General features: G+C 74.3%; 21 protein-coding genes. 9 read left to right on the forward strand and 12 right to left on the reverse strand.

What is annotated here, in order from left to right; all coding sequences use genetic code 11:
• Window positions 1-17: 17 nt before the first annotated feature.
• From ACZ6KO_RS20380 to ACZ6KO_RS20390, 3 genes are all read right to left on the reverse strand, one after another.
• The gene (locus ACZ6KO_RS20380) at window positions 18-1,079 is read right to left on the reverse strand and encodes a thiolase domain-containing protein (RefSeq protein ID WP_469305388.1); all 1,062 of its coding nucleotides are present in this window, start codon (window positions 1,077-1,079) and stop codon (window positions 18-20) included.
• Window positions 1,079-2,044 (reverse strand): Zn-ribbon domain-containing OB-fold protein, encoded by a 966-nt coding sequence (locus ACZ6KO_RS20385; protein ID WP_469305389.1) that lies wholly within the window; start codon window positions 2,042-2,044, stop codon window positions 1,079-1,081. The genes ACZ6KO_RS20380 and ACZ6KO_RS20385 overlap by 1 nt, the downstream gene beginning before the upstream one ends.
• A 130-nt stretch (window positions 2,045-2,174) precedes the next feature.
• Window positions 2,175-2,975 carry a crotonase/enoyl-CoA hydratase family protein gene (locus ACZ6KO_RS20390; RefSeq protein ID WP_469305390.1) on the reverse strand — a complete coding sequence of 267 codons (801 nt, stop codon included), beginning with the start codon at window positions 2,973-2,975 and terminating at the stop codon, window positions 2,175-2,177.
• Between the two features lie 166 nt (window positions 2,976-3,141).
• On the opposite strand from ACZ6KO_RS20390, the gene ACZ6KO_RS20395 reads away from it, so the two are divergent.
• Together ACZ6KO_RS20395 and ACZ6KO_RS20400 are read left to right on the forward strand one after the other, a co-directional pair.
• Window positions 3,142-4,827: an acyl-CoA synthetase gene (locus tag ACZ6KO_RS20395; RefSeq protein WP_469305391.1), complete on the forward strand. Its 1,686-nt coding sequence runs from the start codon at window positions 3,142-3,144 to the stop codon at window positions 4,825-4,827.
• A gap of 41 nt (window positions 4,828-4,868) precedes the next feature.
• Window positions 4,869-5,429, forward strand: coding sequence for a GNAT family N-acetyltransferase (locus tag ACZ6KO_RS20400; protein WP_469305392.1), 561 nt, complete (start codon window positions 4,869-4,871; stop codon window positions 5,427-5,429).
• Between the two features lie 2 nt (window positions 5,430-5,431).
• On the opposite strand, the gene ACZ6KO_RS20405 is transcribed toward ACZ6KO_RS20400, so the two are convergent.
• Complete coding sequence (locus tag ACZ6KO_RS20405) at window positions 5,432-6,019, reverse strand: helix-turn-helix domain-containing protein (protein ID WP_469305393.1); 588 nt, start codon at window positions 6,017-6,019, stop codon at window positions 5,432-5,434.
• A gap of 77 nt (window positions 6,020-6,096) precedes the next feature.
• Between ACZ6KO_RS20405 and ACZ6KO_RS20410 the strand changes: the two genes are divergently transcribed.
• From ACZ6KO_RS20410 to ACZ6KO_RS20420, 3 genes are read left to right on the forward strand one after another with little or no spacing between them, the layout of a single operon-like run.
• Window positions 6,097-7,038, forward strand: coding sequence for a class I SAM-dependent methyltransferase (locus tag ACZ6KO_RS20410; RefSeq protein WP_469305394.1), 942 nt, complete (start codon window positions 6,097-6,099; stop codon window positions 7,036-7,038).
• Entirely contained in the window at window positions 7,035-8,516 is a 1,482-nt protein-coding gene (locus tag ACZ6KO_RS20415; RefSeq protein ID WP_469305395.1) for an MFS transporter, read from the forward strand. The genes ACZ6KO_RS20410 and ACZ6KO_RS20415 overlap by 4 nt, the downstream gene beginning before the upstream one ends.
• Before the next feature lie 7 nt (window positions 8,517-8,523).
• Window positions 8,524-9,438 (forward strand): alpha/beta fold hydrolase, encoded by a 915-nt coding sequence (locus tag ACZ6KO_RS20420; protein WP_469305396.1) that lies wholly within the window; start codon window positions 8,524-8,526, stop codon window positions 9,436-9,438.
• A gap of 217 nt (window positions 9,439-9,655) precedes the next feature.
• Here the strand turns inward: ACZ6KO_RS20420 and ACZ6KO_RS20425 are convergent, their stop codons facing one another.
• Window positions 9,656-10,525, reverse strand: coding sequence for an alpha/beta fold hydrolase (locus ACZ6KO_RS20425; RefSeq protein WP_469305397.1), 870 nt, complete (start codon window positions 10,523-10,525; stop codon window positions 9,656-9,658).
• A 178-nt stretch (window positions 10,526-10,703) separates the two neighbouring features.
• On the opposite strand from ACZ6KO_RS20425, the gene paaK reads away from it, so the two are divergent.
• The 3 genes from paaK to ACZ6KO_RS20440 all read left to right on the forward strand — a co-directional run bounded on the left by paaK (window position 10,704) and on the right by ACZ6KO_RS20440 (window position 15,478).
• The gene (gene paaK / locus ACZ6KO_RS20430; protein WP_469305714.1) at window positions 10,704-11,993 is read left to right on the forward strand and encodes a phenylacetate--CoA ligase PaaK; all 1,290 of its coding nucleotides are present in this window, start codon (window positions 10,704-10,706) and stop codon (window positions 11,991-11,993) included.
• Window positions 11,994-12,084: 91 nt separating this feature from the next.
• Window positions 12,085-12,933 (forward strand): YhjD/YihY/BrkB family envelope integrity protein, encoded by an 849-nt coding sequence (locus tag ACZ6KO_RS20435; RefSeq protein WP_469305398.1) that lies wholly within the window; start codon window positions 12,085-12,087, stop codon window positions 12,931-12,933.
• Window positions 12,934-13,003: 70 nt separating this feature from the next.
• The gene (locus ACZ6KO_RS20440; RefSeq protein ID WP_469305399.1) at window positions 13,004-15,478 is read left to right on the forward strand and encodes a penicillin acylase family protein; all 2,475 of its coding nucleotides are present in this window, start codon (window positions 13,004-13,006) and stop codon (window positions 15,476-15,478) included.
• Between the two features lie 63 nt (window positions 15,479-15,541).
• On the opposite strand, the gene ACZ6KO_RS20445 is transcribed toward ACZ6KO_RS20440, so the two are convergent.
• From ACZ6KO_RS20445 to ACZ6KO_RS20460, 4 genes are all read right to left on the reverse strand, one after another.
• A complete protein-coding gene (locus ACZ6KO_RS20445; RefSeq protein ID WP_469305400.1) occupies window positions 15,542-15,877 on the reverse strand; it encodes a beta-Ig-H3/fasciclin in 336 nt (111 codons plus the stop codon).
• 121 nt (window positions 15,878-15,998) lie between these two features.
• Window positions 15,999-17,168 carry a calcium:cation antiporter gene (locus ACZ6KO_RS20450; RefSeq protein ID WP_469305401.1) on the reverse strand — a complete coding sequence of 390 codons (1,170 nt, stop codon included), beginning with the start codon at window positions 17,166-17,168 and terminating at the stop codon, window positions 15,999-16,001.
• A 166-nt stretch (window positions 17,169-17,334) separates the two neighbouring features.
• Window positions 17,335-18,939, reverse strand: a complete 1,605-nt coding sequence (locus ACZ6KO_RS20455) for an acyl-CoA synthetase (RefSeq protein WP_469305402.1) — start codon at window positions 18,937-18,939, stop codon at window positions 17,335-17,337.
• Between the two features lie 11 nt (window positions 18,940-18,950).
• Window positions 18,951-20,057: an NAD(P)H-dependent flavin oxidoreductase gene (locus tag ACZ6KO_RS20460; RefSeq protein WP_469305403.1), complete on the reverse strand. Its 1,107-nt coding sequence runs from the start codon at window positions 20,055-20,057 to the stop codon at window positions 18,951-18,953.
• 147 nt (window positions 20,058-20,204) lie between these two features.
• Here ACZ6KO_RS20460 and ACZ6KO_RS20465 point away from each other — a divergent pair, with 147 nt between their 5' ends.
• Window positions 20,205-22,085, forward strand: coding sequence for a serine hydrolase domain-containing protein (locus ACZ6KO_RS20465; protein WP_469305404.1), 1,881 nt, complete (start codon window positions 20,205-20,207; stop codon window positions 22,083-22,085).
• Window positions 22,086-22,127: 42 nt separating this feature from the next.
• On the opposite strand, the gene ACZ6KO_RS20470 is transcribed toward ACZ6KO_RS20465, so the two are convergent.
• The 3 genes from ACZ6KO_RS20470 to ACZ6KO_RS20480 are packed head-to-tail and all read right to left on the reverse strand — an operon-like array spanning window position 22,128 to window position 26,671.
• On the reverse strand, window positions 22,128-23,702 hold the full coding sequence (locus tag ACZ6KO_RS20470; protein ID WP_469305405.1) for a phytoene desaturase family protein: 1,575 nt from the start codon (window positions 23,700-23,702) through the stop codon (window positions 22,128-22,130).
• Window positions 23,703-23,711: 9 nt separating this feature from the next.
• Window positions 23,712-25,760, reverse strand: coding sequence for a protein kinase domain-containing protein (locus ACZ6KO_RS20475; protein ID WP_469305406.1), 2,049 nt, complete (start codon window positions 25,758-25,760; stop codon window positions 23,712-23,714).
• Window positions 25,742-26,671 carry an oxygenase MpaB family protein gene (locus tag ACZ6KO_RS20480; protein ID WP_469305407.1) on the reverse strand — a complete coding sequence of 310 codons (930 nt, stop codon included), beginning with the start codon at window positions 26,669-26,671 and terminating at the stop codon, window positions 25,742-25,744. Before ACZ6KO_RS20480 ends, ACZ6KO_RS20475 begins: the two co-directional genes overlap by 19 nt.
• Between the last annotated feature and the right edge of the window lie 26 nt (window positions 26,672-26,697).

Here is a 26,697-nt window from a genome sequence, read left to right on the forward strand (position 1 = left end):
GGATGTCACGGCCGTGCTCATGAGTCCCCCTCCAGGACGGCGACCAGGTTCTGCTGCAGGCAGGGGCCGGACGTGGCGTGGGCGAGGGCCCGGTCGGACTCGCCGCGGTGGATCCGGGCGGCGGCCTCGCCGATGCGGATCAGGCCGGCCGCCATGACGGGGTTGGCGGCCAGCGCGCCGCCCGAGGGGTTCACCACGACCGTGCCGTCCAGGCCGAGGGCCCTGCGCAGCACGACCTCCTGCGAGGAGAACGGGGCGTGCAGCTCGGCCGTGTCGACGGGGCGGTCGAAGGCGCCGGCGTGCTCGGCGGCGAGCCGGGTGGACGGGGAGTCGGTGAGGTCGCGCAGGCCCAGGCCGTGGGCCTCGATGCGGTGGTCGATGCCGGTGATCCAGGCCGGGCGGGCGCACAGCCGCCGGGCCTCGTCGCCCGCCGCGAGCACGACGGCGGCCGCGCCGTCGCCGATGGGCGGGCAGTCGCCCGTACGCAGCGGCCGGACCTGGTGGTCGCCCTGCGGTACGGCGCCGCGCAGCTGGGCGTGCGGGTTGGCCGCGGCGGCGGCCCGGCTGCGGGCGCCGATCGCGGCCAGGGCGCTCTCGTCGGTGGCGCCCGTGTCGATGAGCGCGCGGGCCTGGAGGGCGGCGAGGGCCACCGAGTCGGGCCACAGGGGGGCGAGGTAGTAGGGGTCGAGCTGGCGGGTGAGGACGTCGCGCACGGGTCCCGGTGAGGACTTTCCGTAGGCGTAGACGAGCGCGGTGTCGGCCTCGCCGGTCTGGATCTTGACCCAGGCCTCGTACAGGGCCCAGGCGCCGTCCATCTCGACGTGCGACTCGGAGATGGGCGGCCAGGCACCGACCCCGTCGAGGGTCATGGTGAAGGAGAAGGCGCGGCCGGCCAGGTAGTCGGAGGAGCCGGAGCAGGTGAAGCCGATCTCGCCGGCCTTGAGCCCGGTGGCGGCCAGGACCTGGTGCAGGACCGGCATGACCATCTCGACTTCGCTGAGTTCGTCGGTGCGGCGCAGGTGGTCGCTCTGTGCGAAGGCGACGACCGCGACGTCACGCGTGCCCTTGCCGGGTGCCATCACAGCAGCTCCTTGTACGTGTCGTACGCGGCGTCCGGTTCGCCGGTGGGCCGGTAGTGGTCGGGGTGGCGGCCGCCCTCGGTCCATACCGGTTCGACGCGCAGGCCCATGCGGACCTGGTCGTAGGGGATGCCGCCGATCCGGCCGTGCAGCGCGAGGCCGGCGCCGTCGAGGGCGATGTGCGCGTAGACGTAGGGCACCTCGATGTCGAGGTTCTTCGCCTTGATGTTGACGATGCAGTACGTGGTGACCGTGCCGGCCGGGCCGACCTCGACCTGGTCGGTGGTGGCGACGCCGCAGGTGGGGCAGGCGCCGCGGGGCGGGACGTAGACCTTGTGACAGGCGGGGCAGCGCTCCCCGACGGTGCGGCGGTCGGCGAGGGCGTTGATGTACGCCGTCTGGGCCCGCCCGGGGCTGTACGTGTAGTCGAGCCGGGCCTCGGCGACGATGCCGGTGACGGGGTCGGCGAAGACGCCGTCGTGGGGGGTGGCGGCGGGCGGGCCGGCGTCCTCGCCGGGGCAGGGCTCGAAGCAGGCGATGTCGGTGATGGCGCCGGTGCGCTCGGCGGCCCAGCGCACGCGCACCCGCATACCGGTGCGTACGGCGTCGGGGCCGGGGGCGTCGAGGGCGTGCAGCAGGGCGGTGTCGGCGCCGTCGAGCCGTACGAGCACCCAGGCGAAGGGGGTGGACAGCGGCTGGTTCGGGCGGGGGTGGTCGTTCCACGCCCAGGTGGTGACCGTGCCCGTGGCGGCGACCTCGACCAGGTCGCGGATCTCCTCGGCGGTGACCGGGTCGTACTCGGCGGGCGGGACCATCACGGTGCCGTCGGAGCAGGTGACGCCGAGGACGACGCGTTCGCGCAGGCCGGTGAGGAAGGCGCTCTGCACGGGCCCGAGGGAGCGGGTGAAGGGGAATTCGACGACGAGGGGTGCGCGCAGCACGTCGGGGGTGGGCGCGGCTGTCATGGGCGGCTCTCCGGTTCTCCGGGTCGGGCGCGGATGCTGCGGGTCGGGCGCGGACGCTGCGGGGCGGGCGCGGACGCTGCTGGGGGCGGGATCGGACGCCGCGGGGCGGGATCGGACGCTGATGTTCCGGTCAGGCCCGGCGGTAGACCGGCGGGCGCTTCTCCGCGAAGGCGCGGGCGCCCTCCTTGGCGTCGGCGGTGTCGAAGACCGGCCAGCCCCGGGTGAGTTCGGCGGCCAGCCCCTCGGCCTCGGTCAGCTCGGCGGTCTCGTAGACCGACGCCTTGACGGCCTCGACCGCGAGCGGCCCGCAGGCGTTGATCTGCTCGGCGATCTCCAGGGCCTTCGCCAGGGCGGTGCCGTCGGGGACGACCCGGCCGACCAGCCCGATCCCGGCCGCCTCGGCGGCGGTGTAGGGGCGGCCGGTGAGCAGCATCTCCAGGGCGTGGGTGCGCGGGATCTGGCGGGGCAGCCGGACGGTGGAGCCGCCGATGGGGAAGAGACCGCGCCGGACCTCGAAGAGCCCGAAGGTGGCGCTCTCGGCGGCGACCCGGATGTCGGTGCCCTGGAGGATCTCGGTACCGCCGGCCACGCAGTAGCCCTCGACGGCGGCGATCACGGGTTTGCGGGGGCGGTGGTGCCGCAGCATCGCCTTCCAGTGCAGGTCGGGGTCGGCCCGCAGGCGGTCGCGGTAGTGGTCGCCGTCCATGCCCTTGCCCGCGAGGGCCTTGAGGTCCATGCCGGCGCAGAAGTCGCCGCCCGCGCCGGTGAGCACCACCGAGCGGATCGCGTCGTCCGCGTCCGCCTCCAGCCAGCCGTCGTGGAGCCCTACCAGCAGGGGCAGCGAGAGCGCGTTCTTCGCCTCGGGCCTGTTCATGGTGAGCACCAGCGTCGCGCCGTGGCGTTCCACGGTCAGGTGTTCCGTCCCACCCATTGCCGTCCTCCCGTCTCAAGACCTAGAACAGGTTGCAGGAGGGGCCGGTGCAGTTCAATAGTTTTCTGACAGTCAGTCAGATTTCTTGGCCGGCTGCCTTCCCTGTTGTGCCGGGCGGCGCTCTAATGACCGCCACTGGTTGCCGGGGCTCAGGTCAGGAGGAACGGTGGAGTACAACCTTGCCGACCTTTTCGAGTCGGTCGTCGACGTGGTCGCGGACCGCGAGGCGCTCGTGTACGTGGACCACCCCGGGAGCGGCGCCGAGCGCCGGCTGACGTACGGGCAGTTGGACGAGGCGGCGAACCGGATCGCGCACCACCTGCTCGGCAGCGGCCTGAAGGCCGGCGAGCACCTGGGGCTGCACCTCTACAACGGCATCGAGTACCTCCAGACCGTCCTGGCCTGCCTGAAGGCCCGCCTGGTCCCGGTGAACGTCAACTACCGGTACGTGGAGGAGGAACTGGTCTACCTCTACAACGACGCCGACCTCGCGGCCCTGGTCTTCGACGGGGAGTTCACCGAGCGGGTCGCGGCGGCGCTGCCGCGGACGCCGAGGCTGCGGCACCTGGTCCGGGTGGGCGCGGCCCCGTCCGGCGCCACGGAGCCGACGATCGCCCCGGTGGCGTACGCGGAGGCGGAGGCCGCCGGCTCCCCGGAGCGGGGGTTCGCCGCGCGCTCCGCGGACGACCTGTTCATCATCTACACCGGCGGTACGACGGGCATGCCCAAGGGCGTGATGTGGCGCCAGGAGGACCTGTTCTTCGCGGGCCTGTTCGGCGGCGACCCCTCGGGCGAGCCGGTGAAGCGGCCGGAGGAACTGGCCGAGCGGGTCGCGGCGGGCGGGGCCGGCCTGACCTTCTTCCCCGCTCCCCCGCTCATGCACGGCACGTCCACCCTGACCTCGTTCGTCGCCTTCCACTACGGGCAGCGCGTGGTGATCCACCGCAAGTACGCGCCCGAGGAGGTGCTCCGCACGATCGCCAAGGAGAAGGTGTCCAGCGTGTCGCTGGTGGGCGACGCGATGCTGCGGCCGCTGATCGACGCGCTGAACGGCCCGCTGCGGGGCACCGACCTGTCGTCGCTGTTCAGCGTCTCCTCCTCCGGCGCCATCATGTCGGACACGGTGCGGGCCGAGTTCCAGCGCCTGGTGCCGAACGCGCTGCTGCTCAACAACTTCGGCTCCTCCGAGTCCGGGTCCAACGGCCGGGCCACCGACGACTCGGGCCCGGAGAAGGGCTTCCGGCTGCTGGTCAACGACCGTACCCAGGTGGTGGATCCCGTCACCCACGAGCCGGTGGCGGTCGGTGAGGTGGGCCGTCTCGCCCAGCGCGGCCACGTGCCGCTCGGCTACTACAACGACGCGGCGAAGACGGCGGAGACCTTCTTCCGGCGCGGCGAGGAGCGGTGGGTCCTGCTGGGCGACATGGCCACGGTGGACCAGGAGGGCATCGTCACGGTGCTGGGGCGCGGGTCGCAGTGCATCAACACCGGTGGCGAGAAGGTCTACCCGGAAGAGGTCGAGCAGGCGCTGAAGTCGCATCCCGACGTGTACGACGCGCTGGTGGCCGGGGTCCCGGACCCGCAGTGGGGCAGCCACGTGGCGGCGGTGGTGCAGGTCCGGGCGGGCGCCGCGGCGCCCACCCTGGACGAGATCCAGTCCCACTGCCGCAGCCGGCTCGCGGGCTACAAGATCCCCCGCCAGCTGGTGATCGCCCCGGCGATCCAGCGCTCGCCGAGCGGCAAGGCGGACTACCGCTGGGCGAAGTCGGTCGCGACGGCGGCGGACGGCACCGGGACGGACCCCGGCACGGGAACGGACGCGGGCACCGGAACGGACGCCGGCACCCGATAATCGGGCGACAGGGGTCCGGCCGGCCGTACAGAATGCGTCCCATGCCGGACTTCCTCACCAAGCCCACCCTGCGCGGCGAGCGCGTCGTCCTGCGTCCGCTCACGGCGGACGACGTGCCCGCGCTGCTGCCCGCCTTCGCGGACCCGGAGGCCGCCCGGTTGACGGGCAGTCACACCGAGTTCGATGAAACCCGGTTGCAGTCCTGGTACGGCAGCCGCCAGGACCAGGACGACCGCCTCGACCTCGCGGTCGTCGACCGCGCCACCGGAGCGGTCGTCGGCGAGGTGGTCCTCAACCTGTGGGACCCCGACAACGAGAGCTGCAGCTTCCGCATCCTGCTGGTCCCGGACGGCCGCGGCCGTGGCCTGGGCACGGAGGCCACCCGCCTGATCGTCGGCCACGGCTTCGAGACGCTGGGCCTGCACCGCATCTCGCTGGAGGTGTACGCCTTCAACCCGCGCGCCCGGCGCGCCTACGAGAAGGCCGGCTTCCGCACCGAGGGCGTGCTGCGCGACGCGCTGCTGTGGGAGGGCGAACGGGTGGACGCCACCGTGATGTCGATCCTGGCCCCCGAATGGCGGGCCCAGCAGGCACGGGACTGACCCTACGCGCGCGGCCTGGCGCGCACGTGCATCCGCTCGCCCTGGCGGCCGAAGAGGCTGAGCAGCTCGACGGGGCGGCCGTCCGCGCTGGTGAACCAGTGCGGCAGGCGGGTGTCGAACTCGGCGACCTCGCCGGGGCCGAGGACCAGGTCGTGCTCGGCCAGCACCAGGCGCAGCCGGCCGTCCAGGACGTACAGCCACTCGTAGCCCTCGTGCGTGCGCGGGTCCGGTTCGCTCCCCCGGTCGGTGATGATCATCTTGTACGCCTGGAGGGGCCCGGGGGTGCGCGACAGCGGGACGAAGACGCCGCCGCTCGGCATGGGGCGGGGCGTCATCCTGACCCGGGGATCGCCGACCTCGGGCGCGCCGACCAGGTCGTCCAAGGGGACGCGGTAGGCACTGGCGAGCGGCAGCAGCAGCTCCAGGCTGGGGCGGCGCTGGCCGGACTCCAGGCGGGAGAGCGTGCTCTTGGAGATCCCGGTCGTCTCCGAGAGCGCGGCCAGGGTGAGACCGCGCTGGGCGCGCAGCCGGCGCAGCCGGGGGCCGACGTCGTCGAGGACCGCCTGGTAGGGCAGAGGGGTGTCGTCCATGGGGGCATTCCACCGCGCCGTCCCGGAAACAGCAACAAGAGTTGTCGCCCGTGCTCGCCCGGTGCACGCTCACCGGCATGAACGCACACAGCGCACACGGACACGCAGAGGCACACGGCCACGGCCTGCACGGCACCGGGCACGGGCACGGGCACGACCACGCCACCGACCTCGACTGGGAGGTCATGGGCACCCAGCTGGAGACCGGCGCCGAGCTCCAGCTGCCGGAGCTGCACCGGACGGCCGCCCGGCTGCGGGAGCGACTGGCCGCCTCCGGTACGGACGTCCGGCGGATCCTCGACATCGGCAGCGGACCGGGGGTGATGACCTGCGTGCTCGCCGAGGCCTTCCCGGACGCCGAGGTGGTGGCCGTCGACGGCACCCCCGCCCTGCTGGAGCGCACCCTGGCCCGAGCCGAGCGGCTGGGCCTCGGCGGCCGGGTGAGCGTCCGGCACGCGGATCTGCCCGAGGGACTGGGCGCTCTGGAGGCGGCCGACCTCATCTGGAGCAGCAGGACCGTGCACCACCTCGGCGATCAGCAGGCCGCCCTGACCGCGCTGGCCGCCGCCCTGCGCCCCGGCGGGCTGCTCGCCGTGGCGGAGGCCGGGCTGCCGATGCGGTTCCTGCCGCGTGACATCGGTATCGGCCGGCCGGGGCTGCAGGCCCGGCTCGACGCCGTACTGGAGCACTGGTTCGAGATCATGCGGACGGAACTGCCGGGCAGCACCGCCGTGGTCGAGGACTGGCCCGCGATGCTCCGCCGCGCCGGGCTCACCGGGGTCGGCGCCGCCACCTCGCTCCTCGACCTGCCGGCGCCGCTGGGCGAGGAGGGCCGCGCGTTCGTGCACGCCCAGCTGACCCGGCTGCGGGAGGTGGCGGCCGACCTGCTGGACGAGGACGACCGCACCACGCTCGACGTCCTGCTCGATCCGGCCGCGCCGGACGGTCTGCTGCGCCGCCCCGACGCCTTCCTCCTGTCCGCCGGCACCGTGTTCACGGGCGTACGGGACGCACGGTGACACCGCGGCCCGGCCGGGCGCAGCGGTCCGCCCCCGCGGTCCCGGTCCCGGTACCGGCACCGGGTCCCGGGGCCGCACGGCCGGCCCGCTCCGTCCGGTGGGCGCTGGCCGGTCTGTCGCTGTCCGTACTGCTCCCCTCGCTCGGCACCAGCATCGCCAACGTCGCTCTGCCCACCCTGGCGGAGGGGTTCGGCGCCTCCTTCCAGGCGGTCCAGTGGGTCGTGCTCGCCCATCTCCTCGCCGTCACCACGCTGATCGTCGGCGTCGGCCGGCTCGGTGACCTCACCGGCCGCCGCCGGCTGCTGCTGGGCGGGATCGCCCTGTTCACGGTGGCCTCGGTGCTGTGCGGCCTGGCACCGACGCTGGGGGCGCTGATCGCCGCCCGCGCGGCCCAGGGCCTCGGGGCGGCCGTGATGCTGGCGCTCACCATGGCGTTCGTCGCGGACACGGTGCCGAAGGAACGCACCGGCCACGCCATGGGACTGCTCGGCACCACGTCGGCGATCGGGACCGCCCTGGGTCCCTCCCTCGGCGGCGTGCTGCTCTCCGTCTCCGACTGGCGGGCGGTCTTCCTGGTCCTGGCGCCGCCGGGCGTGCTGGCGTACCTGCTCCTGCGGCGGCACCTGCCCGCCGACCGGCGGCTGCCGGGGGCCGGGCGGGCCCGCTTCGACCACGCGGGCACACTGCTGCTCGCGCTGACGCTCGCCGCGTACGCGCTGGCCATGACCCTGGGGCGGGGCGGATTCGGGGCGCTGAACGTGGCCCTGCTGGCGGCTGCCGCGCTCGGGGCGGGCGTGTTCGTACGGGTGGAGGGGCGGGTGGCCGCGCCGCTGGTGCGGCCTTCGACGGTCCGGGAGCCGGCCCTGGCGGCGGGCCTGGTCATGAGCGCACTCGTCTCGACGGTGATGATGGCGACGCTGGTGGTCGGCCCCTTCCACCTCTCGCGGGCGCTGGGTCTCCAGGAGGCGCTGGTCGGGCTGGTCCTGACGGCCGGTCCGCTGGTCGCCGCCCTGACCGGGATGCCGGCCGGGCGGATCGCGGACCGGTTCGGGGCCTCCCGCACGACCGTGGCGGGGCTGGCCGGGATGGCGGCGGGCTGCTCTGCGCTGGCCGTGGTGCCGCTCTCGCTCGGCGTCGTCGGCTATCTGGTGCCCCTCGTGGTCACCACGGCCGGGTACGCGGTGTTCCAGACGGCGAACAGCACCGCCGTGATGACCGGGGTCCCGGCCGACCGCCGGGGCGTCGTCTCCGCGCTGCTCAACCTCTCGCGCAACCTGGGGCTCCTCACGGGTGCGTCGGCCCTGGGCGCGGTGTTCGCGTACGCGTCGGCGGCCACCGACGTGACGGCGGCGGGCCCGGAGGCCGTGGCCACGGGCATGCGGACGACGTTCGCCGTCGCGGCGGCGCTGATCGTGCTCGCGCTGGGCGTGGCGGCGTACGGTGCGCGCAGGGTGTCCGTCCCTGCGAGCGAGGAGTGATGCGACCGTGGCGGAAGAGAAGGCAGTGAACGTCGGTCCGGCCGGTATCGAGATGGCGTACGAGCGCCTCGGTGATCCGGCGGCCCCGCCCGTCCTGCTGGTCATGGGGATCGGGGCGCAGCTGAACGGCTGGCCCGACGGGTTCTGCGCCGAGCTCGTCGCGCGCGGCGTGCAGCCCGTCCGGTTCGACAACCGCGACTGCGGGCTGTCGTCGCACTTCCGCCACGCCCCGGAGCCCGACCTGCGGGCGGCGCTCCTGGGCGACACCTCCTCGGCGTCGTACACGTTGTCGGACATGGCCGCCGACACGGTCGGCCTGATGGACGCGCTCGGGCTGGACAGCGCCCACCTCGTCGGCGCCTCGCTGGGCGGGGCCATCGCGCAGACGGCGGCGATCGAGCACCCGGGGCGGGTGCGGTCGCTGACGTCGGTGATGTCCTCCACGGGGGATCCGGCGGTGGGGCGGGCCACGCCGGAGACGCTCGGCGCGTTCGCCGGGCCGCCGCCGATGAACCGTCAGGAGGTCATCGACCAGGTGGTGCGGATCTCCCGGGCGTTCGCCTCGCCGGGCTACCCGTTCGAGGAGGCCGAGGTCGCCGACCGCGCGGCGCGCTCGCACGACCGGGCGTACGACCCCCGCGGGGTGACCCGGCAGGCGGTGGCCTCCCTCGCCTCGGGCGACCGCACGGCGGGGCTGCGCGCACTCGGCGTACCGACCCTGGTGATCCACGGGGCCGACGACCCGATGTGCGACGTCAGCGGCGGCCGCGCCACGGCGGCGGCGGTCCCCGGGGCGGAGCTGGCGGTGATCCCGGGCATGGGGCACAACCTCCCGCGCGCCCTGTGGCCCGAACTCGCCGCCCTGATCACGGGGCTGGTCCACCGCGTGGAGGCCGCCCGCCCGTCGGCCCGGGCCCGCTGACGGCCCGGCCCGGGCACGCGGACCACCGCCCGTGGACCGGACCACCGCCCGCGCGCCCAGGTCCGGCCCCGCCCGGATCCCGGCCGCTCGCCGTCTCCCGGCCCGCCGCCGGATCCCGGCCGCTCCCGGGATCCCGGCCGCCGCCGGCTCCCGCCCCCGCGGGTTCCGGCCCCCGCGGGTTCCGGCGCGGAGCGGTCGGGCGGCGGCTGCGGAGCGGTCAGGCGGCGGCTGCGGCCAGGAACCGTTCCACCCGCGCGGTGAACCACGCCGGGTCGTCCACCCACGGGAAGTGCGCCGCGCCCGGCTGGACGTCCACCGCGCCCCGGGGGAGGAGCCCGGCGAGTTCCGCCGCGAGCGCGGGAGGCGGGTTGCCGTCCAGTTCCCCGGCCAGCACCAGCACCGGCGCCGCGAGGTCCCGCAGGGCCGCGCGGGTCGCGGCCGGGTCCAGGGCCTGCTGGTCGGCGTACGCGGCGGCCGCCGCCGGCCGTCCCTGGCGGTCGCCCGCGGCCGCGTGCGCCCGGGCCGTCTCGTCCCATCGCCCATAGAAGAGCGGCATCGCCGCCTCCTCCTCGGCGACGCCGCCGCCTCCCGCCAGGAGGGTCTCGTACGCCGCTGTCGCCGCGTCGTACGGCTCGCGCCCCGCCCGCAGCCGGGCGGCCGCCAGCCGCTGGCCGGCCGTCACCGTCAGGCCCACCGCCCACGCGGTCGGCGTGACCAGCGCCAGGCGCCGCACCCGTCCGGGGTGCGCCGCCGCGTACAGCAGTGCGAGGTTGCCCGCCGCCGAGTGCGCGAGCAGGTCCAGCCGCTCCAGGCCCAGGTGCGCCCGCAGGGCCTCCACGTCCGCGACCTGCCGGTCCACCCGGTACGTGGCCGCGTCGGCCGGTACAGCCGAGCCGCCCGTTCCGCGCAGGTCCAGCAGGATCAGGCGGCGGCCGGCGGCCAGTCCACCGAGGTCGCCGAGGTACTCGGAGGCGCGCATCGGGCCGCCCGGCAGGCAGACCAGCGGCTCACCCTCTCCCCTGACGTGGTAGGCGAGTTCGGTTCCGTCGTACGTGGTGAACGCGGTGCGCGCGCCGGAGATCGTCATGGGCCCATCAAGCAGTCACCGGTTCCGCCTCCGCAATTGAATTACGCCCCGATCTCCGGCACGCTACCGAATGATCGGTCGGGACGCCTTGCGGACATCGCGGACATCGCGAGCGTCGCGGGCATCGACGGCATCAGGAACTCCGGCACCATCAGGGGCCACCCATCCGGACGAGGTGATGCACGTGCTGGCGCAAGACACCGGTGAGCAGCTGACGCGCGAGGAGCTGCGGGAGGTGCAGCTCACCCGGCTGCGGCAGACCCTGCACCGGGCCTACACCCATGTCCCCCACTACCGGCGGGCCTTCGACGAGGCGGGCGTGCACCCGGACGACTGCCGCTCCCTCGCCGACCTCGCCCGCTTCCCCTTCACCACCAAGGCCGACCTGCGGGCCAACTACCCCTTCGGCATGTTCGCCGTCCCCCGCGAGGAGGTCCGCCGGATCCACGCCTCCAGCGGTACGACCGGGCAGCCCACGGTCGTCGGCTACACCGACCGCGATCTGGCCACCTGGGCCGACGTCGTCGCCCGTTCGATCCGCGCGGCCGGCGGCCGGCCGGGCCAGATCGTGCACGTCGCGTACGGGTACGGCCTGTTCACCGGCGGCCTCGGTGCCCACTACGGCGCCGAGCGGCTGGGCTGTACGGTCGTCCCCGCGTCCGGCGGGATGACGGACCGCCAGGTCCGGCTGATCCAGGACTTCCGCCCCGAGGTCATCATGGTGACCCCGTCGTACATGCTCACCCTCCTGGACGAGATGGAGCGCCAGGGCATCGACCCGCGCGGCACCTCCCTGCGCACCGGCATCTTCGGCGCCGAGCCGTGGACCGAGGAGATGCGCCGGGAGATCGAGGAGCGCCTGGGCATCGACGCGGTGGACATCTACGGGCTGTCGGAGGTGATGGGCCCCGGTGTGGCGCAGGAATTCGCGGCCACCAAGGACGGGCTGCACGTGTGGGAGGACCACTTCCTCCCCGAGGTCGTCGACCCGTTCACCGGCGAGGTGCTGCCGGACGGCGAGCTCGGCGAGCTGGTCTTCACCTCCCTCACCAAGGAGGCGATGCCCGTCGTGCGCTACCGCACCCGCGATCTGACCCGGCTGCTGCCGGGGACGGCGCGGCCGGCCTTCCGGCGGATGGAGAAGGTGACCGGCCGCAGCGACGACATGATCATCCTGCGCGGGGTCAACCTCTACCCGACCCAGATCGAGGAGATCCTGCTGCGGACGGCCTCGGTCGCCCCGCACTTCCAGCTCCTCCTGACCCGGGAGGGGCGGATGGACGCCCTGACCGTGCGGGCGGAGGCGCGCCCGCGGGCCGGGGCCGCCGAACGGGCGGCGGCCGCGGAGTCGGTGGCCCGCGCCGTGAAGGAGGGGATCGGGGTCTCGGTCGGCGTGGAGATCGTCGATCCGCAGACCCTGGAGCGCTCGGTCGGGAAGATCAGGCGCATCGTCGACCTGCGCGGCTGACACCGGGACCGCGCACGCAGAACCACCCCTTCGGGCCGATTTGCTGTATTTCGTCGCAGATTCGGCGCGCTCCCCGGGTAGTGGATCACATGTGACCTCGACGCTCCGGACGCTGCACGACCGGCTCCAGGCCTCGCCCGCCGGGCTGGCCTGGAGCCGCGGCCGGGAGATGGAGCTCATGCACCGGGCGATGGGGTTCGCGGCGCTCGGCTTCCTCACCCTCGTCCCGCTGCTGATCGTCGTCGCGGCCGCCGCACCGGGCAGCGGCGAGGGCTTCGGCCGCTGGCTGGGGCAGGCGCTCGGGGTGTCGGCGTCCTCCCGGATCCGGGTGGAGATGCTGTTCGGGGCGGCCGACCAGGCCCTGGAACGCACCACCGCCTTCGGTCTGGCCGCCCTGGCCGTCTTCGGCCTGACGTTCGGTTCGGCCGTGCAGACCGGCTACGAAAAGGTGTGGGACCTGCCCACCGCCCGGTGGCACACGATGTGGCGGCACGTCGTGTGGCTCGCGCTGCTGGTCTGCTACCTGGGGCTGCTGGTCATCATCCCGTCCCCGTCCACGGACGTCATCGGATCCGTCCTCGGCACGTGCGGCGACCTCGTCGGCACCTGCGTGTTCTTCTGGGGCTCCCAGCGGCTGCTGCTCGGCGGCCGGGTCCGCTGGCGCGCCCTGCTGCCGGGGGCGGTGGCCACCAGCCTCGGCCTGCTGGGCCTGCGCATCTTCTCCCAGCTGGTGTTCTCCCCGCTGATCGCGACGAACGCCGTCACCTACGGCCCCTTCGGCACCCTCCTGGTCGTCCAGTCCTGGCTGGTCGGCGTCGGCTTCGTGACGTACGGCGGCGCGCTGGTGGGCCGCCTGGTCCACGAACACCTCACCCTGCGACGACTGCGCGCGAACGGCGTACTGCCACCGGAGCCGCCCGGATACCAAACGGGATGTTGACAGATCTCCCACCCGCCTGCATCAGTTGCCCGAGCAACCTCGTGTCACCGCAGGCTACTTGGGAGGTACGTTGCAGTTCCGCACCCGCCCTGCCCTCCGCCGCGCCCTGGTCACCGGCGCCGTCCTGATCGCCACGGCGGCGGCCCTGCCCCAGGGCGCCGCATCGGCGACGTCCGCCGGGTCGGCCGTACCGACGGCGTCGGCCGCGTCGACCCCGCCGACCGCGTCGGACGGACGGCTGTCGGCCGTCATCCGCTACACCGAGCACGGCATCCCGCACATACTCGCCGCCGACTACGCCCGCCTGGGGTTCGGCACCGGCTGGGCGCAGGCCGCCGACCAGATATGCGTGCTCGCCGACGGTTTCGTGACCCTCTCCGGCGAGCGCTCACGCTGGTTCGGCCCCGACGCGACGCCCGACGGCTCGCTGTCCTCGGCCACCCGGAACCTCTCCAGCGACCTGTACTTCAAGGGGGTGCGCGAGGCGGGCACCGTCGAGCAGCTGCTCGCCACACCCGCGCCCGCCGGTCCGGGCAAGGAGGTCAAGGAGCTGATGCGCGGCTGGGCCGCCGGCTACAACGCCTGGCTGGCCCAGAACAAGATCACCGACCCGGCGTGCAAGGGCGCCGGCTGGGTGCGCCCGGTCACGGTGGCGGACGTCGCCGCCCGCGCGTTCGCCGTCTCCGTGCTCGGCGGACAGGGCCGCGGCATCGAGGGGATCACCGCCGCCCGGCCGCCGGGGACGGCCGCGGGCACGAGAGCCCCGCACCAGGACATCGATCCGGGCGCCGCCGCCGAAGCGGCACGGGAGTTCTTCGACACCACGCGCTACGACAGGGGCTCCAACGCGGTCGCGTTCGGCGGCACCACGTCCCGGACCGGCAGCGGCCTGCTGCTCGGCAACCCCCACTACCCCTGGCAGGGCGGCCGCCGCTTCTGGCAGTCGCAGCAGACCATACCCGGCGAGCTCAACGTCTCCGGTGGCTCGCTGCTGGGCACCACCGTGGTCAACATCGGCTTCAACGAGAAGGTGGCGTGGAGCCACACCGTGGCGACCGGTACGCCCGTCAGCCTGCACCAGCTCACCCTCGACCCGGCCGATCCGACCGTCTACCTCGTCGACGGCACGCCGGAGCGGATGACCCGGCGGACGGTCACCGTCCCGGTCGCGGGCGGCGGCGCTCCCGTCACCAGCAGCCAGTGGTGGACCCGCTTCGGGCCCGTCGTCACCGGCCTCGGCCCCGGTCTGCCGCTGCCCTGGACCAGCACCACGGCGTACGCGCTGAACGACCCCAACGCCCGGAACCTGCGCGGCTCCGACACCGCCCTGGCGATGGGCAGGGCCCGCTCGGTGGCCGGCGTCCAGGACGCGCTGCGGCGCACCCAGGGCCTGCCGTGGGTGAACACGATCGCGGCGGACGCGGCCGGCGGCACCCTCTTCACGCAGTCCCAGGTGCTCCCCCGGATCACCGACGAACTGGCCGCCCGCTGCTCCACCCCGCTGGGCCGGGCCACCTACCCCGCCTCCGGCCTCGCGGTGCTGGACGGCGCGCGCGGCGACTGCGCGCCCGGCTCGGACCCGGACGCGGTGCAGCCGGGCGTGTTCGGCCCGGCGAAGGCGCCGACGCTGCGCGACGCGCCGTACGCCGAGAACTCCAACGACAGCGCCTGGCTGGCCCACGCCGAGAGGCCGCTGACCGGGTACGAGCGGATCTGGGGCACCATCGGTACACCGCGCTCGCTGCGTACGCGCGGCGCGCTCGAGGACGTGGCGGCGATGGCGGCCCGGGGCCGGCTGACGGTGGCCGACCTGCAGGAACAGCAGTTCGCCAACCGGGTCCCGGCCGCTGATCTGGCGGTTGCCGACGCGGCGGCGGCCTGCGCGGCGCTGCCCGGCGGCCGGGCGGAGGCGAGCGACGGCAGCGCGGTGGACGTCTCGGCGGCCTGCCCGGTCCTGGCCGGCTGGGACCGCCGCGCCGACACCGGCAGCCGGGGCGCGCTGCTCTTCGACCGGTTCTGGCGCCGGCTGACGGCGACGACCCCGGCCAGGGACCTGTGGCGGGTGCCGTTCTCGGCCGCCGACCCGGTGTGCACGCCGCACACCCTGAACCAGGCCTCCCCCGGGCTCGCGCGGGCCCTGGCGGACACGGTCGCGGAGCTGCGGGCGGCCGGTGTCCCGCTGGACGCGCCCCTGGGTGAGCACCAGTTCGTGGTGCGCGGCGGGCAGCGCATCCCGGTGGGTGGCGGTACGGAGGCGCTCGGCGTCTGGAACAAGATCGAGGCGCCGTGGAACGCGGCCGCCGGCGGCTACCCGGAGGTCGCCCACGGCACGAGCCACGTGCAGGCGGTCGGCTGGGACGGCGGCCGCTGCCCGGTGGCGCGCACGCTGCTGACGTACAGCCAGTCTGCCAACCCGAACTCGCCGTACTTCGCCGACCAGACCCGGCTGTTCTCCGGCGAGCGCTGGGTCACGTCCCGCTTCTGCGAGCGGGACATCCTCACCTCGCCCGCACTGAAGGTGGTCCGGGCGCGCGAACGCCGCTGATCCGCTGCGGTACCCGTGGCCCGTCCGGCGCCCCCGTGACGCGTCGGACGGGCCGCGCGGGCGTCAGCAGACGACGGTGCGGGCGTACACCAGCGGGTGGTTGTAGGGAACCATGAGCGCCCGGCCGTTGGTCATGGTGTAGCAGGAGGACTTCCGGCCGCTCTTAAAGACGACCTGGACCTTCATCGTCCTGCCGCAGCTGTTCTCCAGGTACACGACCCCGCCGCCACCGCCCGGGGCGGGACTGACGTCGCGCTGGACGCACGCGGGCGCCGTTCCGCCCGCCGCGTGCGCGGTGCCGGCGAGGGTGAGGGGTGCGGCCACCGCGAGCGCCGCCACGGCGGCGGCCGCCGCCCTACGGGTCCTCGGGGTCTTCAGGGTCTTCGGGGTGTTCGGCATGCTGGTGAACCCTTCGGTCGGTCGTCCGGCACGGACGTGCCGGATTCGAACGGGTCCCAGCCTGTCGGCGCGAGTGTGACGAAACCTTGTCGAAGGCTTGAAATCCCTGGTCGGGCCGGAATCAGGGGCTGACCGCGAGGAAGAGGTAGGCGGCGAGGATCACCAGGTGGACGCCGCCCTGGAGGAGGGTGGCGCGGCCCGGGACGATGGTGAGCGCGCCGACCACGACGGTGAGCGCGAGCAGCACCATGTGGATCGGGCCGAGCCCGAGCACCAGCGGGCCGGAGAGCCAGATGGTGGCCAGGGCGATCACCGGGATGGTCAGGCCGATGCTGGCGATGGCGGAGCCGTAGGCGAGGTTGAGGCTGGTCTGGACCCGGTTGCGGCGGGCGGCGCGCACGGCGGCGAGGGTCTCGGGCAGCAGGACGAGCAGCGCGATGATCACGCCGACGACGGCCTGCGGCAGGCCTGCGTCGGCGACACCGGCCTCGATGCTGGGCGAGACGGCCTTGGCGTCGCCGACGACGGCGACGAGGGCGACCAGCAGCAGACCGAGACTGAGGAGGGCGGCGCGGGCGGTCGGCGGCTCGGCGTGCTCCTCGGCCCCCGCTTTCCCGGCCCCGGCGTTCGCGGCCCCGGTGTCTTCGGCCGGGGTCGCGCCGCCCTGCGGGCGGGCGTCCTGGCCCCGGGTGTCCACGGGGAGGAAGTAGTCGCGGTGACGGACCGTCTGGACGGCGATGAAAAGGCCGTACAGGGCGAGCGAGGCGACGGCGGCGAAGGCCAGCTGGTCGGTGGAGAACTCGGGTCCGGGCTTGGTGGTGGTGAAGGTCGGCAGGACGAGGCTGAGGGTGGCGAGGGTCGCCACGGTGGCCAGGGCCGCGCCGGACCCTTCGGCGTTGAAGACGGCGACCCGGTTGCGCAGGGCACCGACGAGCAGGGACAGGCCCACGATGCCGTTGCAGGTGATCATGACGGCGGCGAAGACGGTGTCCCGGGCCAGGGAGGCGGTCTTGTCGCCGCCGCCGGCCATCAGCGTGACGATGAGGGCGACTTCGATGATGGTGACGGCCACCGCGAGGACGAGGGAGCCGAACGGTTCGCCGACGCGGTGCGCGACGACCTCGGCGTGGTGGACGGCCGCCAGCACGGCGCCGCCCAGGCACAGGGCGACCAGGGCCACCGCGAACCCCGGCAGGTCCCGGCCCCAGCTCAGCACCAGCGCGAAGAACGCCACCACGGGGACCACGAGGGTCCAGTCGGTCATCGGGGATCTGCGGGTCGCCGTACTCATGTCTGCGAGGCTGCCAGAAGAGCCCCGGCGGTGCGGCGCAAGGCGCGCCGCCGGGGCCCTCACGTGGGACTTCTCACACGATGTCGTGACGAACGGCGCGTATCGCGCAGGAATGTGTCACGCAGGGACGTATCGCGCGGCGCACGGGCCGCGCGACACCCCCGGCTCACATCGCCCGGTCGTGGCCCTCCCAGTACGGCTCGCGCAGCCGCCGCTTGTACAGCTTGCCGTTGGGGTCGCGCGGCATGGCCGCGATGAAGTCGACCGTCCGGGGCCGTTTGTAGCCCGCCAGCCGCTGGGCGCAGTGGTCGAGGAGCGCGGCGGCCAGCTCCTCGTCCGCCGCCCGGCCCTCGGCGGGTTCGACGACCGCCTTGACCTCCTCCCCCCAGTCGGGGTGCGGGATGCCGAAGACGGCGGCGTCGGCGACGGCGGGGTGGGTCAGCAGCGCGGACTCGATCTCGGCGGGATAGATGTTGACGCCGCCCGAGATGATCATGTCGATCTTGCGGTCGCGGAGGAACAGGTAGCCCTCCTCGTCCAGGAGTCCGAGGTCGCCGACCGTGAAGAAGTCCCCGATGCGGTTCCTGCGCGTCTTGCCCTCGTCCTTGTGGTAGCTGAAGCCGCCGGTGTTCATCTTCATGTAGACGGTGCCGAGTTCACCGGCGCGCAGCCGGTTGCCGTCGTCGTCGTAGACGGCCAGCTCGCTGATGGGCCAGGCCCTGCCGACCGTGCCGGGCTTCTTCAGCCAGTCCTCGGCGGTGGCGAAGGCACCACCGCCCTCGCTGGCCGCGTAGTACTCCTCGACGCAGTGGCCCCACCACTCGATCATCGCCCGTTTGACGTGGTCGGGGCAGGGCGCGGCGCCGTGGATGGCGTGCCGCATGGAGGAGACGTCGTACGCCCGCCGGGTGGCCTCCGGGAGGGCGAGCAGGCGGTGGAACTGGGTGGGCACCATGTGCGTGTGCGTGCACCGGTGGGTGTCGATCAGCCGGAGCATCTCCTCGGGCGTCCACTTGTCCATCAGCACCAGCGGGTGGCCGATGTGCAGCGAGGCGCCCGCGAACTGCAGTACGGCCGTGTGGTAGAGCGGTGAGCAGACCAGGTGGACGTTGTCGTCGAAGGGGCGGATCCCGAAGATGCCGAGGAATCCGCCCAGATGCGTCTCCTCGGGCAGCTTGCCGGGCAGCGGGCGGCGGATGCCGCGGGGGCGGCCGGTGGTGCCGGAGGTGTAGTTCATGACCCAGCCCAGGGTCCGGTCGCCGGGGGCGGTCGCGGGCTGTCCGGCGAGGAGTTCGGCGTACGGGCGGAAGCCGGCGACGGCTCCGACGGCGTACCGGGCGCCGGCGGGCAGCGCCGCCTCGTCGGCCGCGGCGGTGGCGGCCTCGGCGTAGCGCTCGTGCGCGATGAGGACCTTGGCGCCGGAGTCGGAGACGATCCAGGCGATCTCCGGGCCCACGAGGTGGTGGTTGACGGGCACGAGGTAGAAGCCGGCCTGGGAGGCGGCGAGGTAGGCGGTGAAGAACTCGACGCCGTTGGGCAGGACGACGGCGAAGGCGTCGCCGCGCTCCAGGCCGGCCGCGCGCAGACCGTGGACGAGCTGGTTGACGGCGGCGTGGAGGCGCCCGGCGGACCACCGCTCTCCGTCCGGAGCGGTGAGCACGATCCGGTCGGGGGCCGCGGTGGCCTGGGCCCAGAAGCCTCCCGCGGACGGCGGGCGGGGGGACCCGGAGGGCTGCGGGTCGGGCTGGTCGGGCTGGTCGGACTCGGGCACGGGCTCGCTCCTCAGCTTCGTCCGGCGATGCGGTTGATGCGGTCGATGGCCTTCTCGAACCCGGCGGTCAGCTCGTCGAAGACGGCCTGGACGCTGCGTTCGCTGTTCATCCGGCCGACGATCTGGCCCACGGGGGTGCCCAGCAGCGGCAGTACCTCGTACTTCTGGATCCGGGAGACGGCCTCGGCGACGAGCAGGCCCTGGAGCGGCATGGGCAGGGCGCCGGGGCCGTCCGGGTCGTCCCAGGCGTCGGTCCACTCGGTGCGCAGCTGGCGGGCGGGCTTGCCGGTGAGGGCGCGGGAGCGGACGGTGTCCCCGGAACCGGCGGCGAGCAGCTTGTCGGTGAGGGCGCGCGAGTGCAGGTCGGCCTCGGTGGTGGTGAGCCACAGGGAGCCGAGCCAGACGCCCTGGGCACCGAGGGCGAGGCCGGCGGCGATCTGCTCGCCGCTGCCGATGCCGCCGGCGGCCAGGACCGGGAGCGGGGCGACGGCCTCGGCGATCTCAGGGACGAGGACCATGGTGGCGATGTCGCCGGTGTGGCCGCCGGCCTCGTAGCCCTGGGCGACGACGATGTCGATGCCGGCGGCGGCGTGGCGGCGGGCGTGTGTGGCGCTGCCGGCGAGGGCGGCGACGAGGACGCCGTGGTCGTGGGCGCGGGCGATGACGTCGGCGGGCGGCGAACCGAGGGCGTTGGCCAGGAGTTTGATGGGGTAGTCGAAGGCCACGTCGAGCTGGCTGCGGGCGACCTGTTCCATCCAGCCGGTGATGCGCCAGCCGGAGCTCTCGCCCTCGGCGAGTTCCGGGACGGCGTGCTTGGCGAGGGTGTCGCGGACGAACGCCCGGTGCCCGGCGGGGATCATCGCCTCGATCTCGGCCTCGGTGACGCCGTCGACGGCCTTCTTGGCGGGCATGACGACGTCGAGCCCGTAGGGCTTGCCGTCGGTGTGCTCCTGCATCCAGTCCAGGTCGCGGGCGAGGTCGTCGGGGGCGGTGTAGCGGACCGCGCCGAGGACTCCGAAGCCGCCCGCCCGGGTGATGGCGGCGGCGACCGCCGGGAAGGGCGTGAAGCCGAAGATGGCGTGCTCGACTCCCAGTTTCTTGCTCAGCTCCGTCTCCATGGGCGGCATGGTGCCGCAGCCCGGCGACGAGAGGAAGAGATTTTCTGATGCTGTGTCAGATTCTTTGCGGGGTCCGCCGGGCGGGGAGTGCGGGGCGGGCGGGCAGATAGTGGATAGCGTGCTGGGCGGCGGACAGGAGGGCTGGACATGGGAGAGGTCACGGGGGTACGGGGCACGGGCCTGACGCGCAGGAGGCTGGGGGCGCGGCTGCTCGCGCTCGGCGGGGTGCTCGTGCTGCACGCGGCACTGCCCGGCGCCGCGGGGGCGGCGGGCCGTGGGTTCGGCGGCGGGAGCGGCGGGGGCGGCGCGACCCGGCACGGGATCGGGAACGGGACCGGCGCGGCGGGCGGCGCGGCCGAGCGGCGGGCGTTGCAGGGGCTGCGGCTGCGGTACGGGTCGGCGCGGCAGGCCGGGCTGCTGGAGCGGCAGTTGGAGGCCACCGCCGAACAGGCCCGGCGGTTCCTGGGGCCTTCGCCCCAGTACCCCTACTACGCGGGTGCCGTGGTGCTCGCCGGGCGCGGGCGGACGGTCGCGCTGCACCGGGCGATGGGCGACGCCGTGCGGTACGCGGACTACGACGGGCGGACGGACCGGGCGCGGGAGTTCCCCGCGGCGGAGCGGATCGCGATGGCCGAGGACACGGTCTTCGACCTGGCCTCGCTGACGAAGCTGTTCACGTCGGTGCTGGCGGTGCAGCAGATGGAGCGGGGGCGGCTGGAACTGGAGGCGCCGGTACGCCGCTACCTGCCCGAGTTCACCGGCGGCGGCAAGGGACTGATCACGGTACGGCAGCTGCTGACGCACACCTCGGGGCTGCGGTCGTGGGCGCCGTTCTATCAGCAGCCGTCACGGGAGGGACAGTTGCGCCTGCTGTGGTCGGTGCAGGCCCAGGACACCCCCGGCACGGTCTACCGCTACTCCGATCTGAACCTGATCGCTCTTCAGCTGCTCCTTGAACGGATCACCGCTCGCACCTTGGATGTGCTGCTCCACGACGAGATCACCGCTCCGCTCGGGATGCACCGCACACGCTACAACCCACCGCTCTCGTGGCGCCGGGTGACGGCCGCCACCGAGGTGCAGCGCCCCCCGTGGTCGGGCCTGGACCGCGGCCTGGTGTGGGGCGAGGTCCACGACGAGAACGCGTACTCCCTCGGCGGGGTCGCCGGCCACGCCGGTGTCTTCGGCACCGCCTGGGACCTCGCCGTCCTGGCCCGGACCCTGCTCGACGGCGGCGCCTACGCCGGCCGCCGGATCCTGCGCCCGGCCTCCGTCGAGCTGCTCTTCACCGACTTCAACACGGCCTTCCCCGGCGACGACCACGGCCTGGGCTTCGAGCTCTACCAGCACTGGTACATGGGCGCGATGGCCACCCCGCACTCCGCCGGGCACACCGGCTTCACCGGCACCTCGCTCGTCCTGGACCCCTCCACCGACTCCTTCCTCGTCCTGCTGGGCAACTCCGTCCACCCCGTACGCACCTGGCGGGCCGGCAGCGCGCCCCGCGTGGCCGTCGGCAACGCCTTCGCCCGCGCCGTCCCGGTGCGCACCCGGCACGGCGGTCCGGCCTGGTTCTCGGGCATCACCCCGGGCGCCTCCGGCACCCTGGCGCTGCCCCCGCTCACCCCTGCCACCGCGCAGGCGAGGCTGCGCTGCGCGGTGTGGTGGGACACGGTCCCCGGCGAGGGCGCGTTCCATCTGGAGTCCTCCCCGGACGGCACCTCCTGGCAGCCGCTGCCCTTCACCACCGTGCGCACGTCGGGCGGCAGCCCCGAGTCCTGGCCCGACGGCACGGCCGGCGGCTGGTCGGGCCGGATCTGGCACCGGCTGGAGGCCCCGCTCCCCGCCCGCCCCGGCGCCCCCGTGCACCTGCGCCTGCGGCACGCGGCCACCGGCCGGTACGTCGGCCGGGGCGTCTACGTGGACGTCATCCGCGTCTCGGAACCGGGCTGCCTGCTCTTCTCCGAGGACCGCCCTGCCGACGCCGCCCGCGTCACGGCCACCGGCTGGACCCGCTCCTGCGACTGAACCGCTCCCCCCGGCGACCCCCGGGCGCCGCCGGGGGGAGCGTCACCGCCCCAAGGCCGCCATCGCCGCGTTGTGCCCGGGCACCCCACTGACGCCGCCGCCGCGCACCGCACCCGCCCCGCACAGCAGGACGTCGGGGTGCGCGGTCTCCACGCCCCACCGCCCGCCGCCCTCGCCCGCGTACGGCCAGGACAGGTCCCCGTGGAAGATGTGGCCGCCGGGCAGCCGCAGGTCGCGCTCCAGGTCCAGCGGGGTCTTGGCCTCGATGCACGGCCGGCCGTCGCCGTCCATGGCCAGGCAGTCGGTGAGCGGCTCGGCCAGATGCGCGTCGAGCTGGGCGAGGGTGGCGGTCAGCAGGACCTCGCGGGTCTCCTCGTTGGCCTTCTCGAACAGCCGGGCCGGGGTGTGCAGGCCGAAGAGCGTCAGCGTGTGGTAGCCCTGCGCGGCCAGTTCCGGACCCAGGATGCCGGGATCGGTCAGCGAATGGCAGTAGATCTCCGAGGGCGGGACGGCGGGCAGCTCGCCCTCGGCCGCCTGGGCGTACGCGCGCGCGAGTTCGGCGTACCCCTCGGCGATGTGGAAGGTGCCGGCGAAGGCCTCGCGGGGGTCCACCGAGGGGTCGCGCAGCTTCGGCAGCCGCCGCAGCAGCATGTTCACCTTCAGCTGGGCTCCCTCGGCGGGCGGCTGCGGCGCGGGCTCGCCCAGCAGCGCGGCCAGCGTCCGCGGCGAGGCGTTGACCAGGACCTTGCGGGCAGCCACCCGCCCCTCCCCCGTCGCCGTACGGAAGGTCACCTCGGCGGGCCCGCCGGCGGCCTCGGTGTGGATGCCGATCGCCTCGTGCCCGGTGAAGATCTCGGCCCCGGCTCCGCGCGCGGCGGCCGCCAGCGCGTCGGTCAGGGCGCCCATGCCGCCGACCGGCACGTCCCAGTCGCCCGTGCCGCCGCCGATGACGTGGTAGAGGAAGCAGCGGTTCTGCACCAGGGAGGGATCGTGGGCGTCGGCGAAGGTGCCGATCAGGCCGTCCGTCAGGACCACGCCCCGCACCAGGTCGTCCTCGAAGGAGCGCTCCACGGCCACGCCCAGCGGCTCCTCGAACAGCATCCGCCAGGCCGCCTCGTCGTCGATCCGCGCCCGCAGCTCCGCCCGCGTCGGCAGCGGCTCGGTGAGGGTCGGGAAGACCCGCTCCGCCACCCGGCCCGTCGTCCCGTAGAAGGCGCGCCAGCGCTCGTACTCCCGCTCCGAGCCCGTCAGGCGCGCGAACGACTCCCGGGTGCGCGCCTCGCCGCCGCCCACCAGCAGCCCGGTCGGGCGGCCGGCCCGCTCGGCCGGGGTGTAGGAGGAGACGGTGCGCTTGCGGACGGCGAATCCGAGCCCCAGGTCCCGCACGATCTTCGCCGGCAGCAGCGAGACCAGGTAGGAGTAGCGCGAGAGCCGGGCGTCGACGCCCGGGAAGGGCCGGGTGGAGATCGCGGCGCCGCCGGTGTGCCCGAGGCGTTCGAGCACCAGGACCGACCGCCCGGCTCTCGCCAGATAGGCCGCGGCGACCAGGCCGTTGTGTCCCCCTCCCACGATCACCGCGTCGTACACGTCCTGCTGGAACCCACCGGTGTCGGTCATGGCTCCTGCCTAGCACACCTGGCCGAGGCGCTCCAGGCAGTGGGCCTCGTCGACGTGCGCGGCGACCGTGTCGGGGTGCTCGTCGCCCAGGGTCCGCTCCCGCACCCCGGCGATCTCCCGGTACAGCGGCAACGCCTCGTGCCAGCGCTCCAGCCGGCCGAGCCCCACGGCCAGCTCGCGCCGGCTGACGAGGGTGTCGGGGTGTTCGGCGCCGAGCACCTTCGCGCGCAGCGCGCCGACCTGGCGGGCCTCGGCCACCGCCTCCTCCCAGCGCTCCATCCGGCCGAGGTTGACGCCGAGGACGTGCCGGGCGCGCAGGGTCTCGGGGTCGGAGGCGCCGTACGCGCGGGTGCGGTCGCGCACGAGCGAGCGGAACAGGTCGTACGCCTGCGCGCTGCGCCCGAGCCGGCCCAGCGCGATCCCCACCTCGTAGCGGGCGGCGAGGGTGTCGGGGTGGTCGCGGCCCAGGGCGCGCTCGCGGGCGGCGGCGATGTCCCGGTAGCCGACGAGCGCCTCCTGCCAGCGCCCGAGCTGGCCCAGGGTGTAGGCGACCTCGTACCGGGTGAGGAGGGTGTCGGGGTGCTCGGCGCCCAGGAGCGCGGCGCGGGCGGAGTGGACCTCGGCGGCGATCCGGTGGGCGTCGCGGACCCGGCCCTGACGGCTGAGGTTGCAGGCCATGTTGTGGCGGCAGCGCAGGGTGTCGGGGTGGTCGGCGCCCATGACCCGCTCGCGGACGGCCAGGACGGCCCGGTAGGCCTCGTGCGCCTCCTGGTGGCGGCCGAGCCGGTCCAGGACGTACGCCGCCTCCTGGCGCGCGGCGAGGGTGTCGGGGTGGTCGGGGCCCAGGAGCGCGGCGCGGCCCTCGGCGACCTCGGTGTGCGCGGTGAGCGCGTCCGGGAGCCGGCCGGTGCGGGTGAGGGTGAAGGCGAGGGTGGCGTCGGCCGCCAGGTCCTGGCCCGGGTCCGCGGCCGGGCCGTCCGGCGGGAGCACCACGCCGTACGCCAGGGTGCGCGGATCCGGAACGGCCGGCGCGGCGGCGGGCGCGGCGGCCGGGTGGCCGCGTACGGCGGTCCAGGAGCCGGTGAGCACCGTCCACGCGCCGCTCGCCGGGCGGGCGGCCGGGCCCGCCTTGCGCCCGGCGGTCATGCCCAGGGCCCACGCGGGCAGCGCCGGCAGGGTCCCGGCCGGCGCCGCGTACGAGCCGCGCCGGGCGCCGACGAGGCGCTGGTGCAGCGTACGGGCGTCGCGGGGCCGGTCCTCGGGCCGCTTGGCGAGCAGGTCGAGGACGATCTGTTCGAAGGAGGCGGGCAGCTCGGGGCGGTGCGCGCGCAGCGGGACGGGAGCGGTGTCACGGTGGCCGACGAGCACCGACCAGGAGTCGCCGTCGAAGGGCGGGGTGCCGGTGGCCAGTTCGTACAGGACGCAGCCCAGGGAGTACAGGTCGCTGCTGTGGTCGACCTCGCCGCCCGCGATCTGCTCGGGCGACATGTAGTGCGGGGTGCCCATGGCCATGCCGCCGCCGGTGAGCTTGGACGTGAAGCCGATGTCGTGGGCGAGGCGGGCGATGCCGAAGTCGCAGATCTTCACCGTGCCGTCGACGACCCGCATGATGTTGGCGGGCTTGAGGTCGCGGTGGACCACGCCCTGCTGGTGGGTGTAGGCCAGGGCGGCGGCGACCTGCTCGGCGATGTCGACGACGTCGTCCACGGGCAGCGGCCGGGCGTTGTTCTCCTCCAGCAGCTGGCTGAGATTGCGCCCTTCCAGGAACTCCATGACCAGGTAGAGCGGGCCGCCGGCGGCGCTGTCGTCGCCGAAGTCGTGGACGACGGTGACCCCGCGGTGCTGGAGGGAGGCGGCGACGCGCGCCTCGCGGCGGAAGCGCTCGCGCAGCACCTGGGTGAAGTGCGCGTCCTGTTCCGGCCCCAGCGGCTTGAGGCATTTGACGGCGACCTGACGGCCGAGCGACTCGTCACGGGCCCGCCACACCTCGCCCATGCCGCCGCGACCGATCAGGTCGAGCGACCGGTACCGGCCATGGATCAGTCTGCTCTCCGCCATCTCGTGGTGCCGCCCCCGTTGTCGTGCTGTGCCCTCCCCGGCCCGTCCAGTATGGCCGCCGATCTGCGCAGTGTGTACGCCGACGGGCGGCTTGCGGAGCCCATACGACGCATCGCTTTCAAGATGTGACCTGGCGGGAGCTGCCAGCGCAGACGTGCGGGAACGGTGCGCAGCAGGCGTCCGGTGAGGCGCAGGCGGCGGGTGACGGCGCGCGGGGCGGGTGCGGGGCGTCCGTACAGCTGGTGGGCGTACGCGGGCAGCGATCCGTAGGCGAGGTCCGCGAGCGGCCGCCACAGCAGGTTTCGGCCAGGGACGAGCAGGCGCGGGGTGGGCGGACTGCGCAGGAAATCGTCGACGGCGTGGGCGTCCGGGCCGGCGGCGAGCTCGGGGCGGATCTTCTCGAAGTAGGCGGCGAGCTGGGCGGTGTCGGCGGGGACGGTGGCCGGGTCGAGTCCGACGAGGCGGGCGTTCTCGCGGTTCTCGTCGACGTAGGCGTCGGCCTGGGCGGGAGTGAGGGGGACACCGGAGCGGCGCAGGACGTGCAGGAAGGAGTCGATCTGCGCGCAGTGCACCCACAGCAGCAGCTCGGGGTCGTCGACGGGGAAGCGCGCGCCGGTGGCGGGGTCGGTGGCGGTCAGGGTCCGGTGGATCCTGCGGACACGGGCGCCGGCGCGTTCGGCCGCCTCGGTGGTGCCGTAGGTGATGGTGCCGACGAAGTCGGCGGTGCGCAGCAGCCTGCCCCACGCGTCGCTGCGGAAGTCGGAGTTCTCCATGACGCCGCGGACCGCGCGGGGGTGCAGGGCCTGGAGGTAGAGCGCGCGGACGCCGGCGATCCACATCATCGGGTCGCCGTGGCACTGCCAGGTCACGGACCGCGGTCCGTAGAGGCCGGGGTCCGGCGTCGTGTCCATCCGCGTCACTCCCCTGCTGTGCGGTG

This window comes from Streptomyces sp. NPDC042102 (assembly GCF_055582305.1).

Excerpts from the sequence above, each read along its gene's own strand:
- ACZ6KO_RS20380 (WP_469305388.1), bottom strand. The coding sequence starts at position 1,079 with ATGGCACCCGGCAAGGGCACGCGTGACGTCGCGGTCGTCGCCTTCGCA.
- ACZ6KO_RS20385 (WP_469305389.1), bottom strand. The coding sequence starts at position 2,044 with ATGACAGCCGCGCCCACCCCCGACGTGCTGCGCGCACCCCTCGTCGTC.
- ACZ6KO_RS20390 (WP_469305390.1), bottom strand. The coding sequence starts at position 2,975 with ATGGGTGGGACGGAACACCTGACCGTGGAACGCCACGGCGCGACGCTG.
- ACZ6KO_RS20400 (WP_469305392.1), top strand. The coding sequence starts at position 4,869 with ATGCCGGACTTCCTCACCAAGCCCACCCTGCGCGGCGAGCGCGTCGTC.
- ACZ6KO_RS20405 (WP_469305393.1), bottom strand. The coding sequence starts at position 6,019 with ATGGACGACACCCCTCTGCCCTACCAGGCGGTCCTCGACGACGTCGGC.
- ACZ6KO_RS20410 (WP_469305394.1), top strand. The coding sequence starts at position 6,097 with ATGAACGCACACAGCGCACACGGACACGCAGAGGCACACGGCCACGGC.
- ACZ6KO_RS20425 (WP_469305397.1), bottom strand. The coding sequence starts at position 10,525 with ATGACGATCTCCGGCGCGCGCACCGCGTTCACCACGTACGACGGAACC.
- paaK (WP_469305714.1), top strand. The coding sequence starts at position 10,704 with ATGCACGTGCTGGCGCAAGACACCGGTGAGCAGCTGACGCGCGAGGAG.
- ACZ6KO_RS20445 (WP_469305400.1), bottom strand. The coding sequence starts at position 15,877 with ATGCCGAACACCCCGAAGACCCTGAAGACCCCGAGGACCCGTAGGGCG.
- ACZ6KO_RS20450 (WP_469305401.1), bottom strand. The coding sequence starts at position 17,168 with ATGAGTACGGCGACCCGCAGATCCCCGATGACCGACTGGACCCTCGTG.
- ACZ6KO_RS20460 (WP_469305403.1), bottom strand. The coding sequence starts at position 20,057 with ATGGAGACGGAGCTGAGCAAGAAACTGGGAGTCGAGCACGCCATCTTC.
- ACZ6KO_RS20465 (WP_469305404.1), top strand. The coding sequence starts at position 20,205 with ATGGGAGAGGTCACGGGGGTACGGGGCACGGGCCTGACGCGCAGGAGG.
- ACZ6KO_RS20470 (WP_469305405.1), bottom strand. The coding sequence starts at position 23,702 with ATGACCGACACCGGTGGGTTCCAGCAGGACGTGTACGACGCGGTGATC.
- ACZ6KO_RS20475 (WP_469305406.1), bottom strand. The coding sequence starts at position 25,760 with ATGGCGGAGAGCAGACTGATCCATGGCCGGTACCGGTCGCTCGACCTG.
- ACZ6KO_RS20480 (WP_469305407.1), bottom strand. The coding sequence starts at position 26,671 with ATGGACACGACGCCGGACCCCGGCCTCTACGGACCGCGGTCCGTGACC.